Origin of the sequence: Actinomadura luteofluorescens, from assembly GCF_013409365.1 — a bacterium.
GTDB classification, from domain to species: Bacteria; Actinomycetota; Actinomycetes; order Streptosporangiales; family Streptosporangiaceae; genus Spirillospora; species Spirillospora luteofluorescens.
Genome location: NZ_JACCBA010000001.1, coordinates 4,355,311 through 4,373,629, shown reverse-complemented (window position 1 = coordinate 4,373,629; position 18,319 = coordinate 4,355,311). Strand labels below are relative to the sequence as shown.

Genomic DNA, 18,319 nt, shown 5'->3' with positions numbered 1-18,319 from the left:
AAGGGAACCCCATGATCCCCCGCCTGTCGCCGGGACCCGCGCTGACCGCGACCGGCGTGGTCGCGGTCGTGCGCGGCCGCCGCGCCGACCGCGTCGCCGACGTCCTGGACGCGCTGGTCGCCGCCGGCGTCCGCTGCCTGGAGGTCACCCTGAACACCCCGGGTGCCCTGGACGCCCTGCGCGCGGCCCGCGACCGGCTGCCCGCCGGCGTCGAGGTCGGCGCCGGAACGGTCCGGACCCGCGCGGAGGCGGAGGCCGCGGCGGACGCCGGCGCGTCCTTCCTCGTCGCCCCCGACACCCGCGCGGAGGTCGCCGAGGCGGCCCGCGACCGGGGCCTGCGCTACTACCCGGGCGCCCTCACCCCGAACGAGGTCGCCCGCGCCTGGGACCTCGGCGCCACCGCCGTGAAGATCTTCCCGGCGAACGCGTTCGGGCCGCGCTACCTGCGCGACCTCGCCGAGCCGTTCCGGGACGTCCGGCTGCTGCCGACGGGCGGCGTCGGCCCGGACACCGCCGCCGAGTACCTCGCGGCCGGGGCGATCGCGGTCGGCGCCGGGGGCTCCCTCATCGGCGACGCCCTCGACGGCGGCTCCCTCACCGCGCTGGCCGACCGCGCGCGGGCGCTGCTCGCCGCGGCGGCCCCGCGGGAGCGCGCCCCGGAGGAGAACGCCCGATGAGCCCCGACCTCGTCACGTTCGGCGAGACCATGGCGCGGCTGGAGAACCCCGCCGTCGGGCCGATGCGCCACGCCCGCTCGCTCGACCTCGGCATCGGCGGCGCCGAGTCGAACACGGCGATCGGGCTGGCGCGGCTCGGCGGCAGCGCGGCCTGGTTCGGCCGCGTCGGCGACGACGAGTTCGGCCGGCTGATCACCACGTCCCTCGCCGGGGAAGGCGTCCGGCTCGGCCACACGGTGGTGGACGGGACCGCGCCCACCGCGCTGCTGTTCAAGGAGCGCCGCTCGGGCACGCTCACCCGCGTCCAGTACTACCGGACGGGCAGCGCGGGCTCGCGGCTGCGCCCGTCCGACGTCCCGCACGACCTGATCAGGACCGCGCGCGTCCTGCACGTCACCGGCATCACCGCCGCCATCAGCGACACCGCCCGCCAGGCCCTGGACGACGCCGTCGAGACCGCGCGGGACGCGGGCGTCCCCGTCTCCCTCGACCTCAACTACCGGTCGGCGCTGTGGACGCCCGCCGAGGCCGGGGAATGCCTCCACACCCTGGTCAAGCGCGCCGACCTGGTGTTCGCGACCGAGCAGGAGGCGCGCCTCGTCGTGCCCGGCGACGACCCGGCCGCGCTCGCCACCGGCCTGTCCGCGCTCGGCCCCGGCGACGTCCTGGTCAAGCGGGGCGCCGACGGGGCGGTCGCGTTCTGCGAGGGGCGGCTGCACGTCCAGCCCGCCCACCGGGTCCCCGTCGTGGACCCGGTCGGCGCCGGGGACGCGTTCGCCGCCGGCTACCTCGCCGAGTTCGTCCGCGGCCTGCCCGTCGCCACCCGCCTGGCCACCGCGACGGCCGCGGGGGCCTACGCCGTCACCGTCCGCGGCGACTGGGAGGGCCTGCCCAGCCGCGCCGATCTGGAACTGTTGAGAACCGCGGGGAACGACGTCACCCGATAAGCGGTGTCACCCGGGAAGCAGTGTCAGCTGAAAGCAGTGTCAGCTGAGAAGCAGGGTCACCCGAGAAGCAGGGTCACAGATGAGGAGACAGATATGAGCAAGCGCGAGATTCGCAGCGCGGACTCCGCCCCGCCCGTCGGCACCTACTCGCAGGGGCTCGTGGTCGGCGACTTCGTGTACACGTCCGGGATGGGGCCGCTCGACCCGAAGACGGGCGAGATCGTCGGCACGGACGTCGCCACGCAGACCCGGCAGACCCTCGCCAACCTGGCCGCGATCCTGGCCGAGCACGGGCTCGGCTTCGACGACGTGGTGAAGTCGACCGTCCACCTCCAGGACCTCCACCGCGACTTCGCCGCCTACGACGAGGTCTACCGGGAGCATTTCACCAAGCCCTACCCGGTGCGCACCACCGTGGGCTCGCAGCTGATGAACATCCTCGTCGAGATCGATTTCGTCGCCTACAAGAAGAGCTGATGGACTCGTCCCTCTTCGCCATGGTGGAGGGTCCGCGCGGTGCCGACGCCGCGCGGATCCTCTCCCACGGCGTCTCGTCCATCACGATCGGCGCCGCCTACCACCGCGCCCGCGACGTGACACCGCACGGCACAACGCGCGTGACGTTCCGGCATGACGGCGTCCACTTCCCCTTGGGCGACCACTTCGACGGCCTCCGGCTGGTGCCGCCGGTGCAGAAGGGCGCCGACCGCGAGCCCATACGCGCGCTCAGGGACGAGACCCGCGAGCTTGGTGTCGCGCTGCATGGTTGGGGCGTTTTCCTGCACAACACCACGCTCGGCCTGGCCTTTCCGGACGTCACGCAAGAGAACTGCTTCGGCGACCGTGCGGCGCCCGCCGACCTGTGCCCGTCCCACCCGGACGTCCGCGCCTATGCCGTCGCACTGGGCCGCGCCATCGCCCGCCAAGGCGTGGACTCCGTCGTCGCGGAATCCCTGCACTTCGGGACGTTCGGCCACGGCTACCATCACGAACGCTCTTTCGTGGACCTCGGCCCCGCCGCCGAGTTCGCACTGGGCCTGTGCTTCTGCGCGCACTGCCTGCCCCGTCTCCCTGACGCCGAGAAGGCCCGCGACGTCGCCGCCCGCTTGGCCGGGGACGTCCTGGACGGCGGCCCACCCGCCTCCGACCTGCCCGGCGTCCTCACCGAGTACGCCCGCGCCCGCGCGCCGATCGTCACCTCGCTGGCCGCGGAGGTCGCCGCGGCCGTCGCCGCCGAGGGCTCGCAGCTGACGTTCCTCGACCTCACGGGCGCCGTCCTGGGCTACGCGGACGGACGTCCCACCGGTGCCCCGGCCGCAGACTCCGCCTGGCGGATCGGCGTGGATCCCGCGGCGCTCGGCTCGGCGGTCCCGTCCTACGCGATCCTCTGCTACGCCCACGACACCGTCCGCGTGGGCGAGGACGTGGCCGCATACCGCGCCGCCCTGGGGCCGGACACCGCGCTCCGCGCCGTCCTGCGACCCGGTCACCCCGACACGACCTCGGCCGGCCACCTGTCCGCCAAGGCCGCCGCCGCCCGCGCCTCCGGCGCCGACGCGGTCGACTACTACGCCTACGACCTGTTCCCGCTCCCGGCCCTCGACCGCATCCGGTCCGCCGGTGCATGATGGGCGCATGAGCGAGTGGGTCACCGTCGTCACGTACGAGAACGTCCGGGGCTGCCCGCGGCCGGTCGCCGCGCTGCTGGCTTGACTGCGTGACCGCGGCATCGACTGGATGCCGTTCGAGCTCGACGACGTCACGATAGGGCTCGCCTGCGGGCGGGACTCCGACGGCCGGGCGCGCGGCTGGTACAGCGTCCAGGTGCGGGCCGGGGCTCTCAGGCGTCTCGGTCTGCATCCCGACCAGCCCACGTCCCGGGTCGCCGATCCCTCCCCTCCGGCCTGGTGGCACGCCGCCGCGGAGCGCGCGGCGCACCGGCGGTGACTCAGTCGTCCGCGGCCGAGAGCCGGCGGGCGAGCATCGGGATGATGATCGCCGCGGCCAGGACGTGGGCGGCGCACAGCATCACCTTCGTCGAGGTCGCCGTGGCCCCGGCGGCGACGGGCGTCGTGAACGACAGGACCGTCAGCGCCACCGCCGCCCACACGAACGTCCGTGCCGGCTTCCTGGCGAACCGCGCGAGGAGCATCGCGAGGATCGTCCCCCAGAAGGTGCAGATCACCGTCCCCATCGCGAACATGCCGACCGTGATCGGGTCCGTGGTACCGGCGCCGACGCCGCCGGCCTCCATCGGGACCCCGGCGGCGCGGGCGGCCAGGCCGAACAGCTCGGTGGCGACGGATCCCGCGAGCGCCGCGGCGGCCCCGGTCAGCCAGATCGGGCGGGCGCTGCCGGTGAGCGTCTGGGCGATGTCCATGATGTGCTCCTCTCAGGGCTTCTGAAAGGAGGTCGAACCCGCGGGCCCGGAATCGACATCATCCGCCGAAAATCTCCGGCAGTTCGAACGCGGCGAACACCCGGGCGTCCTGGAAGACGACGTTGCGCGCCACACCCCGCGGAGTCACGGTGAAGACCTGGAGGGTGTGCAGCCGGTACGCGCCCTCGGACAGGTGGTACGCGACAAGGGCCGGCTGCCCGTTGGCGGACGTCCGCGCCATCCGCCAGCCGGAGCCCGCCGTCGCGAACACCCGCGCCATGAACCGCCCGTAGTCGCGCCGCCCGCGGTACCAGAGCGGCACGGGCGGCATCTCCATGACGGCGTCGTCGGTGAGCAGCGCCACCAGGCCGTCGACGTCGGCCGCCTCGAACGACCGCACGTACCGGTCGAGGACGGCGCCGACCTCCGCGTCGTCCGGCTCGGCGATCTCCTCCTCCGGCGCGACGCCGGCCAGCCCCGCCCGTGCGCGCTGCAGGGCGCTGTTCACCGCGGCCGGAGTCGTCTCCAGCAGCTCCGCCGCCTCGGCCGCGCCGAACTCCAGGACGTCCCGCAGGATGAGCACGGCCCGCTGCTTCGGCGGCAACGCCTGCATCGCCGCCACCAGCGCCAGCCGCAGGCTGCCGCGACGCACGACCCGCGTCGCCGGGTCGTCCAGCAGCGCGTCCGGGAACGGCTGCAACCACGGCACCTCGAACGCCGGGGTCAGCGGCGCGTCCGGGTCGTCGCTCGGCCCGCCGAGCCCGGACGGGAGCGGGCGCCGGGCCCGCCCCCGCAGCGCCGTCAGGCACACGTTCGTCGCGATCTTGTAGAGCCAGGTGCGGACCGACGCCAGCCGCGGCTCGTAGCGGTCCCGGGCCCGCCACGCGCGCAGCATCGTCTCCTGGACGAGGTCCTCCGCCTCGTGCACCGAGCCGACCATCCGGTAGCAGTGCACCAGCAGCTCGCGCCGGTAGGAGTCGAGTTCCTCGTCCACGGTGGTCCTCCGGTCAGCGAGCGGGCGCGTTGGCGTAGGCGGCGACGAGCCACCGCCCGTCCCGCCGCGACAGGACCCAGGTGGCGACCCGCTCCCGCTCCGGCGGGACCTCCTGCTCCCCGGCCATGATGATGCCCGCCTTGCTGACGACTATGGCGGTGTCACCGTGCACGCGGACGTCCTCCGGCTCGTCCACGCCCCGGGAGCCCTTGAGCGGGCCGGCGAACCCGGCCGCCATGAAGTCGCGCACCGCCTCTCGGCCGCGGTTGAACACGCCGGGCATCACCACGGTCGCGTCCTCGGCGTAGAGGTCCGCGAATGCGTCGGCGTCGCCGTCGCCCCACGCCTTGTAGAGCCGATCGAACACCTCGCGGACGGCCGTCTCGTCGCTGTTCATCGCATGCGTCCCTTCTCGAACCGGATCGGTCGAGAGGGTGTACCGCGGGGGCCCCGCCGATTCATCGCTCCGTCGCAGGAAACTTTTCGGCGAAAGCGAGAGGGGGCCCGGCATGAGCCGGGCCCCCTGGCCGTGACCGACACGTGGTCGATCACGGCCGCCGGTGCGTCAGGCCTCGGACCGCGAGCGGGCCAGAGCCGTCAGCGCCGTGTGCACCAGCAGTCGGACGCCGAGCGCGATGCAGCTCTCGTCGACGTCGAAACCGCCCTGGTGCAGGTCGTACTTCGGGGTGCCGGGCTTGCGCACGCCGAAGCGCCCGAGGGCGCCCTTGACCAGTTCGAGGTAGAGGGAGAAGTCCTCCCCGCCGATGCTCTGACCGGTGGGGTTGAGCTTGTCCTCGCCGAGCGCCAGACCTCCGGCGTACCGGAGGATCTCCACGCTCGTCGCCTCGTTGATCGTGGGCGGCAGGTCGATCGAGGTGGTCATCTCCGCCTCGACCTTGTAGAGCCCCGCCAGGTGGCCGAGCAGCCTCCGCAGCTCGGCCAGGGCGAACCGCCGGTCCTGCGGGTCCAGGCAGCGGAGCGTCCCCTCGAGGAGTCCCTCGGTGGGGATCGCGTTCGCCGCCGAGCCCGCCTCGACGCGGCCCCAGGCCAGCACGTGGGCGGAACGCGAGTCGATCCCGCGCGACAGCACCGCCGGCAGGCCGGTCTGGATGGCTCCCATCGCCGTGATCAGGTCGGCGGTCAGGTGCGGCCGGGCGGTGTGCCCGCCGGGCCCGGTGACCTCCACCCGGATCTTGTCGTAGGACGCCGTGATCGCCCCGGTCCGCAGACCGAGGAATCCGACCTCCTGTGCCGGGTCGCAGTGCAGCGCGAAGATGCGCTCCACCCCGTCCAGGCCGCCGTCGGCGATCACGTTCCGCGCGCCGCCGGGGAGCTCCTCGGCGGGCTGGAAGATCAGCCGCACCGTGCCGTGGAGCAGGCCCGCCTCGGCCAGCATCGCGAGGAAGCGCGCCGCGCCCAGCAGCATGGTGGTGTGGACGTCGTGGCCGCAGTTGTGCGCCGCGCCCTCCACCGTCGAGCGGTAGAAGACGTCCTTGGTGTCGTGCTGGGACAGCGCGTCGATGTCCGCGCGCAGCGCGACCATCGGACCGTCGCCCCCGCGGATGTCGCAGATGACGCCGGTACCGCTGGGCAGGACCCGAGGCCGGAGACCGATCGCGGTCAGGAACGCGACGATGGTCCCGGTCGTGCGGTACTCCTCGAAGGCCACCTCCGGGTGCGCGTGCAGGTCACGGCGGATGCCGATCAGTTCCCGCTCGCACCGGGAGAGGTACTCGTCGAACCGGAGCCTGAGGCTGCCGGGGTCAATGCCGGACGCATTCGCGCCCGGAGTCCAGAATTCGGACATGGTGTTCTTCCCTTGTTTGTTCGCCACGTGACGTCTCTAGATCGTCACGGGGGATACCGTACACAGAAAATGCGATCTCGCAACACGTGCCGGTGTTCGTTATGCGGGACGCATCCGGGGTGATCGAACAAAGTAAAAGGGAAAATCAGTTGAAATCAGACTTGCTTGAGCAAAGGCCTTAGATAGGGAAAAATCTAGGCATATCGCGACCGAGAGGCGGCTCAGAGACGCGACCGCTGGGCGCGGGTGAGCTTCGCGACCACGAGGTCGTAGGAGTGGTCGACCAGCTCCCACACCTCCTCGTCGGGCACGGAGCCGTCGAGGACGACGGTGTTCCAGTGCCGCTTGTTGAGGTGGTACCCGGGCGTGATCGCGGCGTGCCGGGCGCGTAGCTCCTCGGCCAGCTCCGGATCGCACTTGAGGCTGACGCTGGGCGGCGACGCGCCCAGCGGCACCAGCGAGAACATCCGTCCGGCGACCTTGAACACGGCCACCTCGTCGCCGAACGGATAGTCCTCCACCGCGCCCGGCTTCGCCAGGCACTCCGCGATCACCCGATCACGCCACGACCCGTCTGTCACCCTCACACTCTAGGTCGGCGCCCCCGGGGTCAGCGGAGGTAGACGAGGCCGTCGATGCCGACCATGGGACGGCCCGAGGTGCCCGCCACGACGATCTTGATGGTGTGCGTGCCGCTGCCGCTCCAGGTGCGCGTCCACAGCAGCTGGCGGTACGCCGTGCTCGACGCCCGGGTGTCCAGCGTGCCGATCTTGACGCCGTCCACGTAGACGTACACGGCGCCGAGGTAGGAGGCGCGCTTGAAGATCAGGCCCGCGGTGCGGCCGGTGAACGTCCAGCTCGCGCTCGCGCCCCGGTACTTGCTGTACATGCCGCGCCCGCCCAGGTAGGAGCTGGTCGTGCTGACGCCCCAGGTGCCGGTGCGGCGCGCGGCGCCCTCGGTCTGGCCGCCGGTGTAGCGGCTCAGGCTGGAGGTGCCGGCGTTGCCCGCGGCGTCGGTGGCGGCCAGCGTCCAGGTCTGGGTCGTGCCCGGCTTGGACACCGCGGACCACTGCGTCGTGGTGGTGGAGAACGCCTTGGCTGCGGGCGACGTGGCCTTCAGCGAGCTGAGAACGCCGTTGTCACTGGCCTTCCAGGTGAGCGAGACGGGCCACGCGCCGCTGTTGACCGTCCCCTTGCGCAGCGACAGCGCCTGGGACGAGATGACGGGGCGCGTCGTGTCCGCGACGATCGTGAAGACGGGGGACGCCGAGGTCGTCCCGTCGGAGAAGGCGGCGTTCAGCTGGACCGAGTGCGTCCCGGGCGCGAGCGTCACCGTGGCGGAGGCGGCCCCGGCTGCCGGTGTCGCGGCCGTCGCGCCGTCCACGCTGACGGTGTAGGTCGCGCCGTCGGCCGGCGTCCAGTTCAGTGTGGCCGTGCTCTTGGTGTAGTAGCGGCCCCCCGCGGCGGTGGCGCCGGTCACGGTGGCGCTCAGGGCCGGGACGGTGATCTGCTTGGCGGCCGTCCGGACGGCGGGCAGCGCGGAGTAGAGCTGCGCGCCGGGGCACGCGGTCGCGAACCCGTCGCGGTGCCCGGAGATCGTGTTGAACTCGACCTTCTGGCCGTAGGGGTACTTCCCGCCCGTCCCGTCGGGGGCGGCCGACGTCAGCGTCGTCTTCGCCGTGGGGTCGACCCCGGTCAGCCCGAGCTTCCACGCGGCGATCTTCGCGGTGCCGTCCAGGGCGGCCTTGGTGGGCGCGACGCCAGGGGTGGTCGGGTCGTTCGCGGCGGTGTAGGTGCCGAGGACGGCGATCCCGGTGGTGTCGGTGTTGAAGCCGTAGGTGTGGGCGCCGTGGACGGGACGGTCGGCGCCCCCGGCCCGTCCCTCGAAGATCGTGCCGCACTTGTCGACGAGGAAGTTGTAGCCGATGTCGTTCCAGCCCTGGCTCTGCACGTGGTATAGGAACACCGACCGGATCACCGACGGCGACTCGGTGCAGGAGTAGCCGTTGCCCGTGTCGGTGTGATGGACGAACGCGGCCTTGACCGAGGCGTCGTACTCCGGCGCCTCCTTGACGAGGGACTCGTCCGCGCCCCATCCGGCCCGCGCCACGATGGCCGGCTTCGGAGCGGTGACGGGGCCGGCGAGGGGCGTGGTCGCCGCCACCAGCTTCATCCCGGTCCCGCCGCCGGCCGGTCCCGCCGCCCGCGGCGTCGCCGTGGCGGCGGAGGCGCCCGGGTCGATCAGGTCGACGCGCAGGCCGTCCGGCAGCGTGCGGCCCTTCTGCCCGGTGACGCGCACGTCGACGCCGTTGGACGGACCGACCCACAGCCCGTTCGTCCCGCCGCGGCCGCCCTGGTCGGGGGCGTCGGCCAGTTCCGGCTCCAGGGTGCGCCACCCCGACCAGCGGCCGGTGCTCGCGTCCCGCGTGCGGAGCCGGACGGTCCCCTTGAGCTCCTCGCGCGGCTTGTTCCAGGTGACGCCGACGAGGCTGAACGGCTCGGTCTCCGCGGCGGGCAGCCCCTTGACCTTCTGGCCCGCGGCGGCCGTGGTGGCGAGGTCCGCCAGCGGGCGTGCGTGGACCCGTCCCGGCCCCGGCCGGGTCGCGGACGCCGTCGTCGCCGTCGAGGTCGACGAGACCGTCCAGACCACGGTTCCCGCCACCGCCACGGCGGCGAGGGACGTCCCGATCACAGTGCGCTTGAGCATTCTTCCCCGTTCAGATTCCGACCCAGGTGATCATTCAGCGTCAGGGTCGTGCAGAACGTTACAGCTCGCCGGCATCTGTCTGGCTCGCGCCCTCGGCAGGGCCCGCGCGAGGCAATGAACTGCCCAAACCCGTCCCCGAGGGCACTCGCCGCGCCACCGGCGGGTACTCCGGCCATGAGCCGATCGGGGGTGGAGGCGGTGCGCATCAATGGACCCGTCGCCCCCATGGCCGCGACCGCGATCGACCACATTCCCCGGGAGAAGGCCTGTTCAGGCGGGTGCCGCTACGAACCCAAGTTCGACGGCTTCCGCTGCGTCGCCCGCGTGAGCGAGGAGGGCGATGTCCAACTCTGGTCACGCCGCCTCAAGCGCCTGGATGCGGCCTTCCCCGAAATCGTCTCGGCCGTCTCCGCGACCATCCCGCCCGGCACGGTCGTCGACGGTGAGATCGTCCGGTGGGGAGGCGACGGCCGCCTGGACTTCTCCGCCCTGCAGCGCCGCCACGTCACCCGCCGCACCGGATCCCCGATCACCGAGCCATGCCACTACGTCGTCTTCGACGTCCTGGAGTCCGGCGGAACGGACCACCGCTCCGCCCCCCTCTCCTCCCGCCGCGCCGAGCTGGAGCGCGTCCTGCACGCCCTGCCCGGCACGTCCCGCATCGTCCTCTGCCCGCAGCTCCGCGACGTGGGCGAGGCCCGCCTGTGGTTCGAGATCCTCGTCGCGCAGGGCATCGAGGGCCTGGTCGTGAAGGCCGCGGGCGACCCCTACAAGGAGGGGAGGCGCGGCTGGTGGAAGGTGAAGCACCGCACGACGACCGAGGCGCTCATCGGCGGGGTGACCGGCACCCTCGAACAGCCGCAGAGCCTGCTCCTGGGCAGATACGCAGCGGACGGGACGTTGCGGGTCGTCGCCCGGACCGCGCTGCTGAATCCCCGGGCACGCGCGGCCCTGACCGGAGCCCTGTCCCCGGCGGGCGCGGACCATCCCTGGCCCGAACCCCTCCCCGCGGGCTGGGCGGGCGGCCTCCCCGCCTCCAGGGACCCGATCCACTACACCCGCGTGGCCCCGGACACCGTCGCGGAGATCAGCGTGGACGCCGCGGTGGAACACGGCCGCTGGCGGCACTCCGCCCGCTTCCTCCGCCTCCGCCGCGATCTGACCCCCGACGACGTCCCCCGGAACCTGAACCTGGAGTGACGCTCGTTCGCCGCGAGGAATCGGATCACTGATCGTGATCCCCTGGCGACTCTGCACCGATCTGCGGTAAAACAGACATCGATGTTCTTCTGAGCTTGTCGCCGGACGACCGGGATCCACCGATCCTCGCCAAGGGCTGCGGCGCCAAGGGCATCTCCAGTGCACGAGAGTCGACCTGAAAGGCATCGCCAGATGACACGTCCATCGGACGACAAGGACACGGCCGCCAGCGGACTCTCCCGCCGCAGGCTCCTCCGGGTGGGTGCCGGCGTCGCCCTCGGCGCGGGGGCCGTCGGCGCGGGCTGGGTCGGGTTCAGCCAGGACGGGCGGCAGGCCAGGGTGATGACGGCCGGCGGGCCGGGCGACCCGTCCAGCCCGACCCTCGCGACCAAGGTGAAGAACCTGAGCGGCCCGGTCGAGACCGGCCCGTTCGCCTCGCCGTGGACCGACCTCGGCATCCCCGTGCGGTGCCCCGACGGCACCATGCTGTTCGTCTGCGGCGACACCTTCAACGGCGACCACGTGCCGAACCCCGGCGAGCCCGCCGACGACTGGCGCGCCCCGGTGGGTCTGCGCTCCAGCAACGGCGACGTGAACAACCTGCGCATCGACGGAAGTGTCGGCGGAGGCCACGCCAGGGCCCTGGTCGACGAGCCGCACAACCCGGCCGGCCCCAACAGGGCCACGACGGCGATCCCGTCCGACGCGTTCGTCGTGGACGGCGTCATGTACATGCACCTCATGCGCGGCGTCATCTACGACACCCACCACACCGACTTCTGGCGCTCCACCGACAACGGCGAGACCTGGGAGTACCTGTGCCAGTGGCCGGGTGACCTGCACGGCGGCCAGTTCCAGCAGAAGACCTACGCGGTGGCCGACGACGGCTGGTGCTACGTCCTGTCCACGGTCTTCAACCGGGAGCGGGACTCGGGGATGCTGCTCCACCGGGTGCGCAAGGAGCGGCTCGGCGACCCGAACGCCTACGAGCCCTGGGGCTACGCCGACGGCGGCTGGCGCTGGGGGGCGCCTCCGACGACGGTCTTCGGCGTCCGCAAGTGGGGCGAGATCTGCTTCCGCGCCATGGACGGCAAGTACGTCCTCACCTGGCTGAACATGAACCCGGTGTCGATCCGGGCGATGGTATTCCCGCTCCCGACCGCGGACCTCACCAGGACGCTGGAGCAGACGATGATCGTGCACGCCGACCCGGAGGCGGCCAACTTCGTCCGCAGCCCCTACGGCGGCTTCGTCGTCCCCGGCTCGACGTTCGGCAACTTCCACATCATCGTCAGCCAGTGGTACGACCCGAAGAACTACCGGATCATGCAGTACAAGGTGAACATGCTCTCCTGAACCGGGACCGGGCGCCGTCCCCGGACGGCGCCCGGATCCGCCGAACCGCCCACAGCCGAGGCAGCGACCCGGCGGTGGGCGGTTTCTTCTTGACGTGCCGTCGCCGGCGGGCCGGGTGCTCCCCGGCCCGCCGGCGGACGGTTCTCCCGCGTGAACGAAGAGGATCAGGCGGTCTCGATGCGCTGGGCGAGCCAGTTCTCCAGGACCTCCAGCGCGGGGCGTCCGCTGCCGTCCACCGGGGCGGAGCCGTACATCACGTGCCGCTGCGTGCCGTAGAACACCGCCGCGTCCACGCCCTCCTTGACCAGGTTGCTCGGGTTGAGCCGGGTCTTCAGCAGCCGGTTGAGCGTGCCCTTGGGCAGCGGCACGCCGGCGACGTCCAGACCGTGCTCGGTCAGGTCGGTGATCTGGGGGATCAGGGAGAGCAGGTCGACGCCGTAGAAGGCGTTGAGCGACTTGACCGGATTGGCCGGGTCGATGGTCGGAGGATGCTTCGGGTCGAAGTCGTCGAGCTTGCCCTGGATGGCGCGCAGGTCGCGGGTCAGCCGGACCCAGTCGACGCGGTCGAGGATCGCCAGGGCCTCGCCGACGGCGCGCTCGGGGGAGCCGGGCGGCCACATCGCCAGCAGCGCGGCGAGCGGGGTGAGGTCGACCCGGTTGGCCGTCTCGGCCAGCGGCATCAGCCGGTCCTCGATCGCGACCAGGGAACGGTAGAGCCCCCGCGTGTCGCCCCGCTGGGCGTACACGGGAACGGCTCGCGCGGCGCGCTGGATGCCGCGGTAGTCGATCCGGCTGATCCCACCGATGACGTTGCTCGCCTGGGCCAGCAAAGCGACCGGCTGCAGCCCCTGGATGACCTTGGTGACCTTGGCCACCTGGTCGGCGGGCAGCCCGGTCAGCGGCGCGGCCTTGGCGGCGGCGGCGAGGGCCGCCCGCGCCAGCGCGGCGGTGTCCCCCGCCTTCGCGGCGGCCTGCACCGCGTCGAGGTCGGTGGCGAGCCCCACCAGGTCGGTGTTGGACAGCGCCTGGAGCACCTGGCCCGCGATCTGGTTCTGCGAGCCGGGCGGGGAGTTCAGCAGCGTGTTCACCAGGACGGGGTTGGCGACCGCCCGGGTGAGCGTCTGCAGCGGGCCGACGAGCCTCGCCAGGTCGCCCGCGGTGCGGGCCGCCCCGGCGGTGTCCTTGCCGCGCGCCTGGCCGGTCAGCGTCTTCACACCGTTCGGGACGGCGGTGAGGTCGGCCGGCTTGCCGTTGACGGTGCCGAGGTCGGTGGACAGTTCGCGCTCCGCCGAGCCCTGCATGTTGGCGATGCCGACCCGGCTCAGCACGGTGCCGAGGGTGGCGGTGAGCTCGTTCTCCTCCGGCAGGGCGCAGTAGAGGTCGCCCTTGAGGCACACGTTCGCGACCCGTCCGGACACGGCGCCGAAGCCCCCCGGCCGCGGCCCGGCGAGACCCCGGGTGCCGGGGAGCGGGTCACCGAGGTTCACCTCGCCCTTCGTCCCCCGGCCGGGGTCGGCCGCCGCTCCGCCCGCGAGGTAGGAGGCCGCCGGGATCGGTCCCTTCCCGGCCCCGATCTGGGCGGCGACGTCGCCGGCGACGTCCGCGCCCTGGCTGTAGCCGAGCCCGACGAAGCGGGTGCCGGGGCAGTCCCGGGAGATCTCCGTCATCGCCTTGCGGGCGGCGTCGATCCCGGTCTGCTTGGAGTCGTTGTAGGTCTTGCCCTGGTCGAACGCGGTCGCGTTGTAGCCGACCCAGTACGAGGAGATCCGGTCACCGAAACGCCGTTCCAGCGGTTCGGTGACCCCGCGGAGCATGCCGACCGGCGTGTTGGGGTCGGCGGCCGACGTGGTCTCCCAGGTCCCGGGCACGACGATCAGCTTGATCGGGGTGCAGGACATGGCCTCGGACGTCCGTGCCGCGTTGACCGGCCCGCCGGTGTTCAGCAGCGGCACCGCGGCGGCGGCCGCGACCGCTCCGGCCACGGCGACCGCGATCGCCGGCTTGCGGTAGCGCCGCCACATCGGCTCTCTGGCGTGCAGTCCGGAGCTCATCACTTCCCCTTCAGCGCGCAGTAGGCGTCCTGGGCCGCCGTCATGACCGCGGCGTCGACCTTGGTGGGGATCATGTTGTAGCGGTTGGTGGCCACGACGACCTGGTCCTTGCCGTCCGGGCTCGTGTACCACTGGCTGAAGTAGCCGAGCACGGCGCCGTTGTGCATCCACGCGTTGCCGCACGGGGTCTTCGCCATGACCACGCCGAGGCCGTAGGGGCGCTCGGGGGACGCGGCCTGCTCCAGCTCACGCTGCTGCGCGGGGGGAAGCAGGCGGCCGGACGCGAGCGCGCGGGTGAAGTCGGCGAGGTTCCCCTGGGTGGACACGATGGCGCCCGCCGCGCCCAGCACCTGGACGTTGGAGAACGAGATGTCCCGGATGGTGAAGTAGCCGTGCAGCCACTTCCCGTACAGCTTGGGGTCGGACTCGGGGTAGGTGGTGTCGGTGAGGCCGAGCGGCTTGATGATCCGGTTGGTCACCTCGACGGCCGGGTGGTGCCCGGTCGCCGCCTGGATGATCAACCCGCCGAGGATGTAGTTGGTGTTGGCGTAGTGGTACTCGGCGCCGGGCGCCGACAGCGCCTTGTTGGACGTGGCCGTCTTCACCAGGTCGCGCGGGTCCCACTTCCTGTAGGGGTTGATGTCGGCGACGTAGGACCCCGAGATCCGCAGGTCGTTGATGTAGTCGGGGAGCCCGCTGGTGTGGTTGAGCAGCTGCCGGATCGTGATCTTGCGGCCGTCGTTGCCGTTCGCCGCGACCAGGCCGGGCAGCCACCGGTCCACCGTGTCGTTCAGGGACAGCTTGCCCTCGGCCTCCAGCTGGAGCAGGACCGTGGCCACGAACGCCTTGGAGTTGCTGGCGATGCGGAACTTCGCCTTGGGGTCGGCCGGCACGCGCATGAACATGTCGCCGTAACCGGAGGCGGCGTACTGGGTGTTGTTTCCGCTGCGGGCCATTCCGATCACGCCGGGCAGTTTCTGCTCCGCCCGGAGCTTGGCCACCCGGTCCTGGAGGACGGCGCCCGCCCGCACACCGTTGTCCGCCTCGGTCTCGGCGCCCGCCGAGGCGACCGTGGCCTTCTGGTCCTGAACACCCAACGTCACCGCCGTCACGGTGGCGGCCGCCGCCACCACCGTCGCGCCGGCGCGGACGAGGAACTTCCGACTTCGCATTCGGTCTCCCAGACAATTCGACGATCTTGTCTGCGACGCTAGTGAGACCCGTTGAAATTACGATGACACGCGAATATCGGGAGCCGGTTCGCCCGGCCTGGCGCATGACACTTCATGGACATGCCGAAAACGCGCCGCACGGCTCTGGAGGCCGTTCGGCACACACTCTCGGATAAATGTAAAGTGAACGGCGGCTAAAAACGTGCGGGCGCGCTCGCGACGGCGACCAGATTCGCCCTGCCCGGGGCCTGCGCCTCCTCTGCGGCGAGTTCTCGCGCGAACAGCGCGAGCAGTCCGTTCAACCGGTACTGGTGGACGGCCGGCTGCTGCACGAGGTTCGCGTCCACCAGGTTCTCCAGCGCCCGCTCGGCCCCCTGTGCGGCCCAGCCGAGGGCGGCCGCCAGCGCCCGATGACCGGATCGCCCGTCGGGTGCCGTCCCCAGCGCGCGGAACGCTCGCCGCTCGGCGGACGGAAGCCGGTCGTAGGAGAGCCGGAACGCCCCTTCCACGCTCCGGTCCTCGGCCGTGAGCTCGCCCAGGCGGCGCCGAGCGTCGGTCATCCGGCGCACCAGATGCCCGATCGCCCAGGCCGGACGGCTCTGGATGCGCGCGCCCGCGATGCACAGCGCCAGGGGCAACCGGTCGCACATGGTCGCCAGCTCCCGCACGGCGACCGGCTCCGCCGCCGCGCGCTCGGCGCCCACGATCCGGGTCAGCAGCGCCTCCGACGCCTGCCGGGTGAGCGGCCCCAGCGAGACCCGGCGGTCCACGTCCAGGCCGACCAGCCGCCTGCGGCTGGTGATCAGTACCCGGCTGCCCGCCCCCGCGGGGAGCAGCGGGCGCACCTGGTCGGCGCCGGACGCGTCGTCGAGGACCAGCAGCAGGCGCAGCCCGGCGGTCGCGCTCCGCCAGGACGCCGCGAGCTCGTCCAGGTCGCCCGAACCGTCCCCGGCGCCGACGGCCCGAAGCAGCCGGCGCAGCGCGCGTTCCGGCGGCACCGCGCCCCGCCGTTCGCTGTGCCCGTGCAGCTCGACGAACAGGCAGCCGTCCGGGTGGTCGCCGCGCAGCGCCCGCGCGGCGCGCACCGCGAGCGCGGTCTTGCCGGCGCCCGCCACCCCGTCCACCGCCGCCACCGCGGGCCTGGGGCCGGTGAGCAGTGCCAGTTCGTCCTCCCGCCCGACCAGTTCGCCGACCTCCGCGGGAAGTTCGTCGGGGACGCGCCGCGCGGACGGAACCCGCGCGCTCGCCCCGCGTCCCGTCTCGTCCCGCGAAACGAGGTCCAGCGCCGCGTCGTCACCGCGCAGCACCGCCTGGTGCACGCGCCGCAGCCGCTCGCCCGGCTCCACGCCGAGGTCCTCCACCAGCCGGCGGCGCAGATGCGAGTACGCGGCCAGCGCGTCGGCCTGGCGGCCGCTCCCGTACAGCGCGCGCATCAGCAACGAGGTCAGGGACTCGCTGTGCGGATGCTTGGGTATCAGAGCGTGCAGCTCACCGACGGCGTCCTCGAACCTGCCGAGCTGGAACTGGCATTCCACCTTCTCCTGCAGAAGGGTGAGCCTGCGCTCCTCCAGCCGCAGGCGTTCCGCCTCCGCGAACGGTCCGGGAAGCCCGGCCAGCGGTTCGCCCTGGAACAGGCCGAGGGCGTCGAGGCAGGCGCTCGCCGCGGCCTCCAGGTCGCCGGACCTCCTGGCGGCGGCCGCCTCGTCCGCGGCCTCGTCGAGCCGCATCACGTCGACCGCCGTCCCCCGGCTGACGAAGCGGTAGCCGCCCCGCTCCCGGGCGATCACCGGCTCCTGCGCGCCCTCGCCGAGCGTGCCCAGGCAGCGGCGCAGCCGATGGACGTACACCGGCACGATCTTGCTTCCCGAGCCGGGCGGCTCGACGCCCCAGACGCCGTCGAGCAGCTCCCGCTGGCTCACGGTCATGTCCGGGCGCAGCAGCAGCGCGGCCAGGAGGGCCTGCTGCCGGAGGGGGCCGAGGTCGAGCCGGGTCCCGTCGCGCCAGGCCCGCAGGGGGCCGAGCACGGTGAAGTCGAGCAGGCGGGGGGCCGGGTCCGGCATCGTGGCCGAGGTCATCGCCATCGCCATCATCAGACCGATCTCTTCGAACTGCTGATCAAGGACGATCCGCGCGCGCAGGGGGAGCAGTGCGGACCTTGGCATAACTTTGTAATGGGTAGATTATTACTATGTGATGGCGCGGTGCGGCGATTGGTTCAGACCCTTCGCGTGGCGATCGTCACGTCACCGCGCGGGGCGTGGCCGGCGGCCCCGGCGGGGCGCCGGCTCCTTCGCGGGCGCGCCGGCCGCCTCGACGTTCAGCAGCGCCTGACCGGCGGAGCGCTCGGCGGCCGCGCGCTCGTCCCCGAGCCCGACCAGCAGGTTGATCACATGCGGGCCGAGGATGTGCGGCACGCCGCGCCCCTCCTGCCCGAACACCCCCGCGGACTCCAGCAGCACGTAGCCGTGGATCATGCACCAGATCTGCCCGGCGACCAGGACCGGGTCGTCCCGGCGGATCCGCCCGGCGTTCATCGCGCGCCGCACCACCCGCGGCAGCAGCGCGAAGGCGTCGTTCATCTCGGCGGCGGTCGCCGGCGTGCCCTCGGCGGTGAGGTCGTGCCCGAACGACGGCAGCGCCCCCGGCGAGGCGATGCCGAACATCAGCCGGTAGCGCTGCGGGCTGGCCATGGCGAACTCCCGGTAGGCCAGCCCCAGGACCAGCAGGTCGGCCACCGGGTCGTCGGTGTCGGGCACCTGCCGCAGGTGCCGCTCGAACCGCGCGAACGCCTCCCGTCCGAGCGCCTCGTACATCCCGGTCATGCCGCCGAAGTGCGTGTAGACGGCCATGGTGGACGCCCCGATCTCGGCGGCGAGCGCCCGCGCGTTGAGCGCCTCCGGCCCCCGTTCCTCCAGCAGCCGCATCCCGGCCTCGACCAGCTTCTCGCGGGACCCCGCCGACGCCTTGGACATGACAATGTTATAGCGCGTTCGGCACGGTCGAACGGCACCTGAACAGCCATGTCTTT

Annotated in this window: 16 protein-coding genes and 1 pseudogene; 7 read left to right on the top strand and 10 right to left on the bottom strand. The window is 72.5% G+C overall.

What is annotated here, in order from left to right:
• Window positions 1-11 precede the first annotated feature (11 nt).
• The 5 genes from BJY14_RS20240 (at window position 12) to BJY14_RS20220 (ending at window position 3,571) form a co-directional block, all read left to right on the top strand.
• Complete coding sequence (locus BJY14_RS20240; RefSeq protein WP_179845058.1) at window positions 12-677, top strand: bifunctional 4-hydroxy-2-oxoglutarate aldolase/2-dehydro-3-deoxy-phosphogluconate aldolase; 666 nt, start codon at window positions 12-14, stop codon at window positions 675-677.
• Window positions 674-1,624 carry a sugar kinase gene (locus BJY14_RS20235; RefSeq protein WP_179845057.1) on the top strand — a complete coding sequence of 317 codons (951 nt, stop codon included), beginning with the start codon at window positions 674-676 and terminating at the stop codon, window positions 1,622-1,624. The genes BJY14_RS20240 and BJY14_RS20235 overlap by 4 nt, the downstream gene beginning before the upstream one ends.
• A 93-nt stretch (window positions 1,625-1,717) precedes the next feature.
• On the top strand, window positions 1,718-2,101 hold the full coding sequence (locus BJY14_RS20230; RefSeq protein WP_179845056.1) for a RidA family protein: 384 nt from the start codon (window positions 1,718-1,720) through the stop codon (window positions 2,099-2,101).
• Window positions 2,101-3,252, top strand: coding sequence for a hypothetical protein (locus BJY14_RS20225; protein ID WP_179845055.1), 1,152 nt, complete (start codon window positions 2,101-2,103; stop codon window positions 3,250-3,252). The genes BJY14_RS20230 and BJY14_RS20225 overlap by 1 nt, the downstream gene beginning before the upstream one ends.
• Window positions 3,253-3,361: 109 nt before the next feature.
• Window positions 3,362-3,571, top strand: coding sequence for a hypothetical protein (locus tag BJY14_RS20220; protein WP_179845054.1), 210 nt, complete (start codon window positions 3,362-3,364; stop codon window positions 3,569-3,571).
• Window position 3,572: 1 nt separating this feature from the next.
• On the opposite strand, the gene BJY14_RS20215 is transcribed toward BJY14_RS20220, so the two are convergent.
• From BJY14_RS20215 to BJY14_RS20190, 6 genes and pseudogenes are all read right to left on the bottom strand, one after another.
• Window positions 3,573-4,004, bottom strand: coding sequence for a DUF6069 family protein (locus BJY14_RS20215; RefSeq protein WP_179845053.1), 432 nt, complete (start codon window positions 4,002-4,004; stop codon window positions 3,573-3,575).
• Window positions 4,005-4,062: 58 nt separating this feature from the next.
• Window positions 4,063-5,001 (bottom strand): annotated as a pseudogene (locus BJY14_RS20210) (sigma-70 family RNA polymerase sigma factor); the annotation flags it as partial.
• Between the two features lie 10 nt (window positions 5,002-5,011).
• Entirely contained in the window at window positions 5,012-5,395 is a 384-nt protein-coding gene (locus BJY14_RS20205) for an SgcJ/EcaC family oxidoreductase (protein ID WP_179845051.1), read from the bottom strand.
• A gap of 168 nt (window positions 5,396-5,563) precedes the next feature.
• A complete protein-coding gene (locus tag BJY14_RS20200; RefSeq protein ID WP_179845050.1) occupies window positions 5,564-6,805 on the bottom strand; it encodes an amidohydrolase in 1,242 nt (413 codons plus the stop codon).
• 221 nt (window positions 6,806-7,026) lie between these two features.
• Window positions 7,027-7,386: an MmcQ/YjbR family DNA-binding protein gene (locus tag BJY14_RS20195; protein ID WP_179845049.1), complete on the bottom strand. Its 360-nt coding sequence runs from the start codon at window positions 7,384-7,386 to the stop codon at window positions 7,027-7,029.
• Between the two features lie 29 nt (window positions 7,387-7,415).
• Window positions 7,416-9,512: a peptidoglycan recognition protein family protein gene (locus BJY14_RS20190; RefSeq protein WP_179845048.1), complete on the bottom strand. Its 2,097-nt coding sequence runs from the start codon at window positions 9,510-9,512 to the stop codon at window positions 7,416-7,418.
• Window positions 9,513-9,710: 198 nt separating this feature from the next.
• Between BJY14_RS20190 and BJY14_RS20185 the strand changes: the two genes are divergently transcribed.
• Both BJY14_RS20185 and BJY14_RS20180 read left to right on the top strand, forming a co-directional pair.
• Complete coding sequence (locus BJY14_RS20185) at window positions 9,711-10,712, top strand: ATP-dependent DNA ligase (protein ID WP_312879321.1); 1,002 nt, start codon at window positions 9,711-9,713, stop codon at window positions 10,710-10,712.
• 192 nt (window positions 10,713-10,904) lie between these two features.
• Window positions 10,905-12,068, top strand: coding sequence for a DUF4185 domain-containing protein (locus BJY14_RS20180; protein WP_179845047.1), 1,164 nt, complete (start codon window positions 10,905-10,907; stop codon window positions 12,066-12,068).
• Window positions 12,069-12,232: 164 nt separating this feature from the next.
• Here the strand turns inward: BJY14_RS20180 and BJY14_RS20175 are convergent, their stop codons facing one another.
• From BJY14_RS20175 to BJY14_RS20160, 4 genes are all read right to left on the bottom strand, one after another.
• Window positions 12,233-14,119, bottom strand: a complete 1,887-nt coding sequence (locus BJY14_RS20175; protein WP_179845046.1) for a cutinase family protein — start codon at window positions 14,117-14,119, stop codon at window positions 12,233-12,235.
• Window positions 14,119-15,291, bottom strand: a complete 1,173-nt coding sequence (locus BJY14_RS20170; RefSeq protein ID WP_179845045.1) for a serine hydrolase domain-containing protein — start codon at window positions 15,289-15,291, stop codon at window positions 14,119-14,121. The genes BJY14_RS20175 and BJY14_RS20170 overlap by 1 nt, the downstream gene beginning before the upstream one ends.
• A 194-nt stretch (window positions 15,292-15,485) precedes the next feature.
• Complete coding sequence (locus BJY14_RS20165) at window positions 15,486-17,453, bottom strand: AfsR/SARP family transcriptional regulator (protein WP_218905521.1); 1,968 nt, start codon at window positions 17,451-17,453, stop codon at window positions 15,486-15,488.
• Window positions 17,454-17,534: 81 nt separating this feature from the next.
• Window positions 17,535-18,263, bottom strand: a complete 729-nt coding sequence (locus BJY14_RS20160) for a TetR/AcrR family transcriptional regulator (RefSeq protein ID WP_179845044.1) — start codon at window positions 18,261-18,263, stop codon at window positions 17,535-17,537.
• Window positions 18,264-18,319 lie beyond the last annotated feature (56 nt).

Excerpts from the sequence above, each read along its gene's own strand:
- BJY14_RS20175 (WP_179845046.1), bottom strand. The coding sequence starts at position 14,119 with ATGAGCTCCGGACTGCACGCCAGAGAGCCGATGTGGCGGCGCTACCGC.
- BJY14_RS20235 (WP_179845057.1), top strand. The coding sequence starts at position 674 with ATGAGCCCCGACCTCGTCACGTTCGGCGAGACCATGGCGCGGCTGGAG.
- BJY14_RS20230 (WP_179845056.1), top strand. The coding sequence starts at position 1,718 with ATGAGCAAGCGCGAGATTCGCAGCGCGGACTCCGCCCCGCCCGTCGGC.
- BJY14_RS20220 (WP_179845054.1), top strand. The coding sequence starts at position 3,362 with ATGCCGTTCGAGCTCGACGACGTCACGATAGGGCTCGCCTGCGGGCGG.
- BJY14_RS20215 (WP_179845053.1), bottom strand. The coding sequence starts at position 4,004 with ATGGACATCGCCCAGACGCTCACCGGCAGCGCCCGCCCGATCTGGCTG.
- BJY14_RS20160 (WP_179845044.1), bottom strand. The coding sequence starts at position 18,263 with ATGTCCAAGGCGTCGGCGGGGTCCCGCGAGAAGCTGGTCGAGGCCGGG.
- BJY14_RS20190 (WP_179845048.1), bottom strand. The coding sequence starts at position 9,512 with ATGCTCAAGCGCACTGTGATCGGGACGTCCCTCGCCGCCGTGGCGGTG.
- BJY14_RS20225 (WP_179845055.1), top strand. The coding sequence starts at position 2,101 with ATGGACTCGTCCCTCTTCGCCATGGTGGAGGGTCCGCGCGGTGCCGAC.
- BJY14_RS20205 (WP_179845051.1), bottom strand. The coding sequence starts at position 5,395 with ATGAACAGCGACGAGACGGCCGTCCGCGAGGTGTTCGATCGGCTCTAC.
- BJY14_RS20165 (WP_218905521.1), bottom strand. The coding sequence starts at position 17,453 with ATGCCAAGGTCCGCACTGCTCCCCCTGCGCGCGCGGATCGTCCTTGAT.
- BJY14_RS20200 (WP_179845050.1), bottom strand. The coding sequence starts at position 6,805 with ATGTCCGAATTCTGGACTCCGGGCGCGAATGCGTCCGGCATTGACCCC.
- BJY14_RS20180 (WP_179845047.1), top strand. The coding sequence starts at position 10,905 with ATGACACGTCCATCGGACGACAAGGACACGGCCGCCAGCGGACTCTCC.
- BJY14_RS20170 (WP_179845045.1), bottom strand. The coding sequence starts at position 15,291 with ATGCGAAGTCGGAAGTTCCTCGTCCGCGCCGGCGCGACGGTGGTGGCG.
- BJY14_RS20240 (WP_179845058.1), top strand. The coding sequence starts at position 12 with ATGATCCCCCGCCTGTCGCCGGGACCCGCGCTGACCGCGACCGGCGTG.